Origin of the sequence: Paenibacillus helianthi (assembly GCF_001909055.1) — a bacterium.
Taxonomy (GTDB): domain Bacteria; phylum Bacillota; class Bacilli; order Paenibacillales; family Paenibacillaceae; genus Paenibacillus_AQ; species Paenibacillus_AQ helianthi.
Genome location: NZ_LVWI01000022.1, coordinates 1 through 651, shown reverse-complemented (window position 1 = coordinate 651; position 651 = coordinate 1). Strand labels below are relative to the sequence as shown.

The window sequence follows — 651 nt, the reverse complement described above, 5'->3', positions numbered from 1 at the left end:
GAAGATAACTCACCGACGAAAAACGACTATAAAGATGCAAAAGTCATTGCCGATTTGGTGCGAAACGGAAAATACAGCGAACCTAAATTGCCAACAAGTATCTACGCAGATCTGCGAATTCTCATGAATCTTCGGGAGAAGATCATGGTGAACTTCGGACAGGTGCAAAGACGGGTGCAGAACTGGCTGGATCGCTTTTTTCCAGAGTACACGCAGGTATTTAAAGACTGGGAAGGCAAGGCTTCACGGATTACACTAGGCGAGTTTCCCACACCAGGTGAAATCATCGCACTCGGTACAGAAGCCATCGTTCAGCGGTGGAAGAAAGACGTGAAACGAGCCGTAGGCACTAAACGCGCGCAGCACCTTATGGATACGGCGAGGAGTTCCATCGGACTGACCGAAGGACTTCCTGCAGCAAGAATAGAGATTCAAACGCTCCTGGAACAGTACGAAATGTTCGCCAGACAGCTCGAAGAGATTCTGGCCGAGGTGGAACGTCTACTGTCACAAATTCCGGGCACTGGAGAGATGCTCACCGTACCGGGTGTGGCTGTAGTTACGCTGGCGGGTTTCCTTGCAGAAGTAGGGGATCTAAGCGGTTACGAGCATGGACAGCAGATTATACGGCTGGCTGGACTGAATCTCAAA

At 50.2% G+C, this 651-nt stretch carries 1 protein-coding gene; it reads left to right on the top strand.

Features of this window, described 5'->3' with window-relative positions; all coding sequences use genetic code 11:
- Positions 1-651, top strand: a 651-nt coding sequence (locus A3844_RS06690) for an IS110 family transposase (protein WP_143192028.1), incomplete at both ends; no start/stop codon positions are given.